The organism is Rhodopseudomonas sp. WA056 (assembly GCF_010906995.1).
GTDB classification, from domain to species: domain Bacteria; phylum Pseudomonadota; class Alphaproteobacteria; order Rhizobiales; family Xanthobacteraceae; genus Rhodopseudomonas; species Rhodopseudomonas palustris_G.
In genome coordinates this window covers 1-6,532 of record NZ_QPFS01000185.1, presented here as the reverse complement: position 1 = coordinate 6,532, position 6,532 = coordinate 1, and the positions used below count along the sequence as shown (strand labels likewise).

Here is a 6,532-nt window from a genome sequence, read left to right as displayed (position 1 = left end):
CCCCCTCTCCCGCTTGCGGGAGAGGGTTGGGGTGAGGGCGCCCCGAGGATGGCGTCCCGCCGTGGACCCCCACCCCCGACCCCTCCCCGCAAGGGGGAGGGGGGAGGATGTCCTTGTCCATCGCGATGAACCATTGCGGCGTGTTGCGGAAGATCACCGGCTTCTTCGAGCGCCAGGAATGCGGATACTGGTGCTTCAGCTTGCCGCGCGCCAGCAGCATGCCGCGCTCGACCAGCGCGCCGATCACCGCCTCGTTGGCGTCGCCCTTCTCGCCCTTGTCGTTGATCACCCGCTTGCCGGTGAAGCCCGGCGCGTGATCGGTCAGCGCGCCGTTCTCGTCGACGGTGTAGGGGATGGTCGACGAGATGCCCCGCGCTTCCAGCGCACGCGCATTGTGCATCCAGATATCGAAGTCCTCGCGGCCGTGGCCCGGCGCGGTGTGGACGAAGCCGGTACCGGTGTCGTCGGTGACGTGGTCGCCGTCGAGCAGCGGGACGGTGAACTCATAGCCGCCAGCGAGACCGCGCAGCGGATGGGCGCACTCGCTCGCCTTCAGCACGTCGGCATCGACGTCCATCACCTTCTCGTAGGCCGCGACGCGCGCCTGCTTGAACACGCTTTCGGCGAGTGCGTCCGCAAGGATCAGCAACTCGCCGGCCTTGGCCCAGTTATCGACCGGAGCGTCGGTGACCTTGTAGAGACCATAGCCGATCTTCGACGAGAAGCTGATCGCGCGGTTGCCCGGCAACGTCCACGGCGTCGTGGTCCAGATAACCACGCTGGCGTCCTTGGTCGACGCATCGCCGGTCTTGACCGGAAACTTCACCCACACCGTATCAGAGGTGTAGTCCTCGTACTCGACCTCGGCCTCGGCCAAAGCGGTCTTTTCGACGACGCTCCACATCACCGGCTTACTGCCGCGATACAGCGTGCCGTTGGCGGCGAATTTCATCAGTTCGCGGGCGATCTGCGCCTCGGCGGCGTAGTTCATCGTCGCGTAGGGATGATCCCAGTCGCCGATCACGCCCAGCCGCTTGAACTCCTCGCGCTGCACGTCGAGCCATTTCTGCGCATAGGCGCGGCATACCTTGCGGAACGCCACCATCGCGGCCGAGTCCTTGAAGTTCGGCTTCGGCTTGCCCTTGGAGCGGTAGTTCTCTTCCTCGATCTTCCATTCGATCGGCAGGCCGTGGCAGTCCCAGCCCGGCACGTAGTTGGAGTCGAACCCGAGCATCTGCTGGCTCTTGGTCACGACGTCCTTGAGGATCTTGTTCAGCGCGTGGCCGATATGGATGTGACCGTTGGCGTAAGGCGGGCCGTCGTGCAGCACGAATTTGGCGCGGCCCTTCGCGCCCTCGCGCAGCTTGCCGTAGAGGTCGATCTCCTCCCAGCGCTTCAGCAGCTCCGGCTCGCGCTGCGGCAGCCCGGCGCGCATCGGAAACTCCGTCTGCGGCAGGAACAGGGTCTTGGAATAGTCGTTGCCGCTCGGGGCGGCGTCGGTCTTGGCGGGCTTATCGGTCATGGCGGCGTGAATAGCGGTTTTGGAGGGCTTCGGAAACCCGATTGAACCGTCCCGGCAATCGAATTTGCTTCGAGATGCGCCGATTGCGGGACACCCGCAAGGTGCCGGTTGCAGCCGCCCTCCAAAAGACTAATCTATTGATCGATGGAGGAATTCCATGTCGGTCAGGCCGCCTGCTGAAGTTTTTGAGGAATTGAAGAGGCTTCGCCGCGAGGGAGATAGCCGTCCCCTCGACCAATTGCTGGACGATGCCCGACAGGCCCTTCGTGGATCGGTCGACTCCGCCATAGACCTGATCCGCACCCTCGAAATCCGCGCATTGGCGGACCGGGTCTTTGCCGATCCGGCCAAGGCAGAGGGCTGGCTCAGCCGTCCGAACCGCAGCTTGAACGGACAGCGTCCCGTGGACCTGCTGCGTGACGAACTCGGCGCTGCGGTCGTTCGCGAAGAACTGGAGCAGATCGACCACGGAATCTTTGCCTGAGTCCCCTGCCGTGGAGCTTTGGCGGATCTCGAATTATGCGGACCTGACCGGGACCGGCGGACTCAGAGCCAGCGGCCGCTGGCACAGCCGAGGGCGGCGGATCGTCTATCTGGCAGATCATCCGTCGAGCGCGCTGCTCGAAATGCTCGTCCACATGGACCGCGAGTTTCTGCCTCCGACCTACCAAATGCTGCGCGTCGCGATCCCGAGCGAGGTCGAAACGGATATCGTCGCGGCTGACGAACTGCCTTCGGATTGGGCCGAACGGCTCGAAGTAAGTCGCCGGATCGGCGACAATTGGCTCGATCGCGGGTCGCACCCGTTGCTCCGGGTGCCATCAGTCATCGTGCCACAGGCCGTCAACTACCTGCTCAATCCGGCTCACCCCGGCGCGGCAGGCATCGCGATCGCCGAGATCATCCACGCTCCGTTCGATCGGCGGCTGATCGGCGAATAGAGCTGTTTCAGCCCTTCCCCAGCGGCTTGGCCGGGTTGCCGCAGACGATGGCGTGCGGGGCGACGTCGCGGGTGACGACACTGCCGGCACCGATCACGGCGCCGTCGCCAATGCTGATGCCGGGCAGGATGATGGCACCGCCGCCGATCCAGACGTCGGCGCCGATCGTGACTGGGCGGCCGAATTCCAGGCCGTCGCGGCGGGTGGCGGCGTCGCGCGGGTGGTCGGCGGCATAGATCTGTACCGCCGGCCCGATCTGGGTGCGGTCGCCGATCCGGACCGGCATGATGTCCAGGATCACGCAGTTGAAATTGAGGAAGACGTTGTCACCGAGGAAGATGTTGTAGCCGCAGTCGCAGAAGAACGGCGGCCGCACCACCGCACTTTTGCCGACATGGCCGAAATGCTCGGACAACAGCACATGCCGCTCCGCCGCCGGCTGCGCGCCGGACGCATTATAGCGGGCGATCCAGGCCTTGTTGGCGGCCTCGTCGGCGGCAAGCTCGGGGCTGCCGGGGCGATACAGCTCGCCCGCCAGCATCTTCCCCTTCTCAGTGCGGCTCATCCGAGCGTCCCGAGCTTGGGGAACGCGCCGGCGGCGGCGGCGAGCGCGGCGCGGGCGCGGGCGGTGTCGTCGTCCATCTGCCGGATCAGCGCCTCGATGCTCTCGAACTTCTCCTCGGCGCGGATGAAGGCGATGAAGGCGACATCGAGCGTCTCGCCATACAGCGGCTCGTTGAAATCGAACACGAACACTTCGAGCAGCGGTGCACCATTGTCGAACGTCGGGCGGCGACCGAAATTCGCCACCGCGTCGTAATGCCTGCCCTTGCGGCCGACCCGCACCGCATAGATGCCGTGCTTCAGGCTGCACTCCGGGTCGAGCCTGATATTGGCGGTCGGATAGCCGAGGTCGCGGCCGCGCTTGTCGCCGTGGATCACCTCGCCGGTGACGAACCACGGCCCGCCGAGCATCTCGGTGGCGGCGGCGATATGGCCCTCCTCCAGGCATTTGCGGATCGCGCTCGACGACACCGGGTGATCGCCGAAATCGACGTGGGGCTGGACGTCGACCTCGATGCCGAGCGCCGGCGCCTCGCCGACCAGCATCGACGGCGAGCCGCCGCGGCCTTTGCCGAAGTGGAAATCGTAGCCGATCGCAATGCCCTGCACCCCGAGCCGGCCGATCAGCTCGTGCTGGATGAAGTCGTGCGCCGTGGTCGAGGCGCGGCGGGCGTCGAAACTCAGGATCACCGCGCCGTCGAGCCCGGTGCCGGCCAGCAGCCGCAGCTTGGCGGTCTCGTCGGTGAGGCGGAATTGCGGGACATCGGGGCTGAAGAACTTGCGCGGATGCGGCTCGAACGTCACCGCCAGGGCCGGCGCTTTCTTGATCCGCGCCATGTCGAGGCAGGCGCCGATCACGGCGCGATGGCCGCGGTGGACGCCGTCGAAATTGCCCATCGCCACCACCGCGCCCTTCGGGATCGCGGCCGTCGGCGTCTCGTCGCGGATTACGGCAAAGCCTGTCATTTGGGATTCAGTTCATCGCTTTCGGGTGGGGAGGCGACCGTGACGCGGAGCCGCGCGCGGTGTCAAGCCGTGGAGCGCCCAGGGACACCTCTGACGAGCCTGAAGCCGGAAACGCTCGCTCAGCCGCCGCGCAGCGGCGGGACTTCGAGCCGGTCGCGGCGGCAGGCGCGGCGGTCGATCTCCTCGCAGGCCCGGAATTGCAGATCCTTGCTCATGCAGATCCGCACCTCGCTGAGCCGCTTGCGGTCGCACATCACGGCGATCGCGGCGTTCGACAGCCCGGGATTGACCTTGATGAAGGCGTCCTCGACCTCTTCGGCGGTGACGGTGCGCGGCTCCTTGGCGTCGATGAACTCCGGCGGCACCCGGACCGCGGCGCGGGCCTTGCGGATCTGCTCGAAATAGCCGCGCTGCGGCAGCCCGGTGCAGGTGCCGTGCTTGTCCCATTGATTATAGATCAGACCCGGCGCCGGCATCAGGTCGAGCATCGACTCGACGATGCGGCGGTCGAGCCGCGGCGCCGGACGCTCACAATATTCCGGGAAGCCGCGCTCGTATTGCGGCCACAGCCCGTGCACCACAAAGGCGAATGGCCGGCCGCCGCATTGCAATTGCTGCGACCGGCCGCTGAGGCCGCGTTCGGACGCCTGCTCGCAATAGGACGGCGACCACGACAGCGCCAGCACGTAGAAATCGAACTCGCCGGGTGCATTCTGGCGGCGGTCCTGAGCCTCGGCGCCCGGCGCCCCAACCAGCGCTGCGAACAGCACTGCAAGCGCCGCGCAGGCGGCGATCAGCGACCGTCGACGACCAATAAATCCAACCATGCGACAAGGCCCCGCTGCCGGCGTGCGATCAGCCTACCCGAGCTCAGGAACGTTCAAGAACCCAAATGGTCGATGGCGCTGCGGCGTGGCAACGCTGCCCGGCTCAGGGCTTGGCGGCCTTGCAGGCCGGATTGAACGCCCAGTTGCGGTCCAGCCCGACCACGCAGAACTCGACGCCGTCGGTGAAGCCGGCCAGACCGCCGTCCTCGATGATCGAGAAATACACCGGATGGGTCTTGCCGTCGTTCAGCAGCACCTCGGCGGCGCAGAAGCGACGCGGGATGTTGTCGCTCTGCCAGGGCCGGAACGCGACGTCGCGGATCTTGCCGTAGGCGGTGATCCGCAGATCCGAATTCCAGAAGGTGCCTTCCTTCTCGGCGAACTGGTGGGTGATCGACGGCAGCGCCGCTTCGCACGGCGGCAGATTGCCGTCGTAGCGCGGCCCCGACAGCCAGAAGTTCATCTCGAGCGGATTGGCCGCCTGGGCGGTCGGCGCCAGCGCGAACAGGCAGAGCAGAGCCGCGACCGCGGCGACGGGCGTTTTCAACGTCGAAATGAATCGCATGGCTCATCCACCGGAATTCGATGCGGCGGACGGTGCCGCGAAGCCATGCCGAGGTCAAGTGCGGCCCGGCCACACCTCGGCACAACCCGATGCGGAACGGAGACGCATTCTTTCCATTCTCGTGGCGGCGTTCTAGACTCATCTTCAGCGACATGAGGAGATTGCGATGCGATTGATGGGGGCTGCCGGCTTGGCCGTTCTGGGCGCGATGCTGGCGGGCGCGGCGGCGCGCGCCGATTATGTGCCACCGTTCAAGGGTAATGATACCGGCGGCATCATCTCCTCCAATCTGATCGGCCACGCCGACGTCCGCGCCATGGCGATCGATCACTGCGCCCGCTACGGCAAGGTGGTGAAGCTGCTCGGCGTCCAGGCCAATTACGGCGGCTACATCTCGTTCGCCTGCCGTTGGGTGCCGTATGGCGCCGACGAGCGGCCGCTGCGCACCAAATACTGAGCGGAGCCGCAGCGATGAGCCGTGGCCGCCTTCGTTCTGTCTGGCTGCTTCCGATGCTGCTCGCCGCACCGGCGACGGCGGCGCAGGCGATCGAGCTGCCAACCCGCAAGGCCGGCCTGTGGGAATTGAAGATGGCACGGCCCGGCGGCGACCCCGGCTCGGACATCACCATCCTGCATTGCACCGACGAAGCCACCGACAAGCGGATGACGAAGTCGCTGCAACCGATGGCGAGCGAGACCTGCTCCAAGCAGGAGACGCAGAAGACTGCGGCCGGCTACGTCACCGATGCGGTTTGCGACGTCGCCGGCATGAGCACCACCTCGCATTCCGAGGTCACCGGCGACTTCAACTCGGCCTATACGGTCAAAGTCACGTCGCACACCGACAAGCCGCTCCCCGGCCTGCCGAAGGACGGCCGCATGACGCTGGAAGCCAAATGGCTGGGCCCGTGCAAGGACGGTCAGAAGCCGGGCGACATCGTGATGCCGGGCGGACTGAAGATGAACATCGCCGACATCGAAAAGCTCAAGGCGCTGATTCCGAAGGCCAAGTAACGATCAAGTAACGGCCGACACCGGAGCCGTCCCCTAGAGCAGTTCTGCTTTTTATAGAATCAGAGCTGATCCGCACCGCGTGCCACACGCACAACCTCATGGTGAGGAGGCGCGTAGCGCCGTCTCGAACCAT

9 protein-coding genes are annotated in these 6,532 nt (G+C 65.9%); 4 read left to right on the top strand and 5 right to left on the bottom strand.

All coding sequences use genetic code 11. From position 1 onward, the window contains the following. Positions 1 to 1,522, bottom strand: a 1,522-nt coding sequence (locus DU475_RS22670) for a class I tRNA ligase family protein (protein WP_246700400.1), incomplete at its 3' end; no start/stop codon positions are given. A 157-nt stretch (positions 1,523 to 1,679) separates the two neighbouring features. Here DU475_RS22670 and DU475_RS22665 point away from each other — a divergent pair. Together DU475_RS22665 and DU475_RS22660 are read left to right on the top strand one after the other, a co-directional pair. Further along, entirely contained in the window at positions 1,680 to 2,006 is a 327-nt protein-coding gene (locus tag DU475_RS22665) for an MbcA/ParS/Xre antitoxin family protein (RefSeq protein ID WP_164633398.1), read from the top strand. A 10-nt stretch (positions 2,007 to 2,016) separates the two neighbouring features. Continuing rightward, positions 2,017 to 2,463 carry an RES family NAD+ phosphorylase gene (locus DU475_RS22660; RefSeq protein WP_164633397.1) on the top strand — a complete coding sequence of 149 codons (447 nt, stop codon included), beginning with the start codon at positions 2,017 to 2,019 and terminating at the stop codon, positions 2,461 to 2,463. Positions 2,464 to 2,470: 7 nt separating this feature from the next. Here DU475_RS22660 and DU475_RS22655 read toward each other — a convergent pair whose 3' ends face one another. From DU475_RS22655 to DU475_RS22640, 4 genes are all read right to left on the bottom strand, one after another. Beyond that, positions 2,471 to 3,028: a sugar O-acetyltransferase gene (locus tag DU475_RS22655; protein ID WP_164633396.1), complete on the bottom strand. Its 558-nt coding sequence runs from the start codon at positions 3,026 to 3,028 to the stop codon at positions 2,471 to 2,473. Continuing rightward, positions 3,025 to 3,993: a bifunctional riboflavin kinase/FAD synthetase gene (locus DU475_RS22650; RefSeq protein ID WP_164633395.1), complete on the bottom strand. Its 969-nt coding sequence runs from the start codon at positions 3,991 to 3,993 to the stop codon at positions 3,025 to 3,027. Before DU475_RS22650 ends, DU475_RS22655 begins: the two co-directional genes overlap by 4 nt. 119 nt (positions 3,994 to 4,112) lie before the next feature. Further along, positions 4,113 to 4,820 carry a ribonuclease T2 family protein gene (locus DU475_RS22645; protein ID WP_164633394.1) on the bottom strand — a complete coding sequence of 236 codons (708 nt, stop codon included), beginning with the start codon at positions 4,818 to 4,820 and terminating at the stop codon, positions 4,113 to 4,115. A gap of 103 nt (positions 4,821 to 4,923) precedes the next feature. Next, positions 4,924 to 5,385 (bottom strand): hypothetical protein, encoded by a 462-nt coding sequence (locus DU475_RS22640; protein WP_164633393.1) that lies wholly within the window; start codon positions 5,383 to 5,385, stop codon positions 4,924 to 4,926. A gap of 166 nt (positions 5,386 to 5,551) precedes the next feature. On the opposite strand from DU475_RS22640, the gene DU475_RS22635 reads away from it, so the two are divergent. Both DU475_RS22635 and DU475_RS22630 read left to right on the top strand, forming a co-directional pair. Continuing rightward, the gene (locus DU475_RS22635; RefSeq protein WP_164633392.1) at positions 5,552 to 5,842 is read left to right on the top strand and encodes a hypothetical protein; all 291 of its coding nucleotides are present in this window, start codon (positions 5,552 to 5,554) and stop codon (positions 5,840 to 5,842) included. A 14-nt stretch (positions 5,843 to 5,856) separates the two neighbouring features. Beyond that, complete coding sequence (locus tag DU475_RS22630) at positions 5,857 to 6,399, top strand: DUF3617 domain-containing protein (RefSeq protein WP_013504250.1); 543 nt, start codon at positions 5,857 to 5,859, stop codon at positions 6,397 to 6,399. Positions 6,400 to 6,532: the final 133 nt, after the last annotated feature.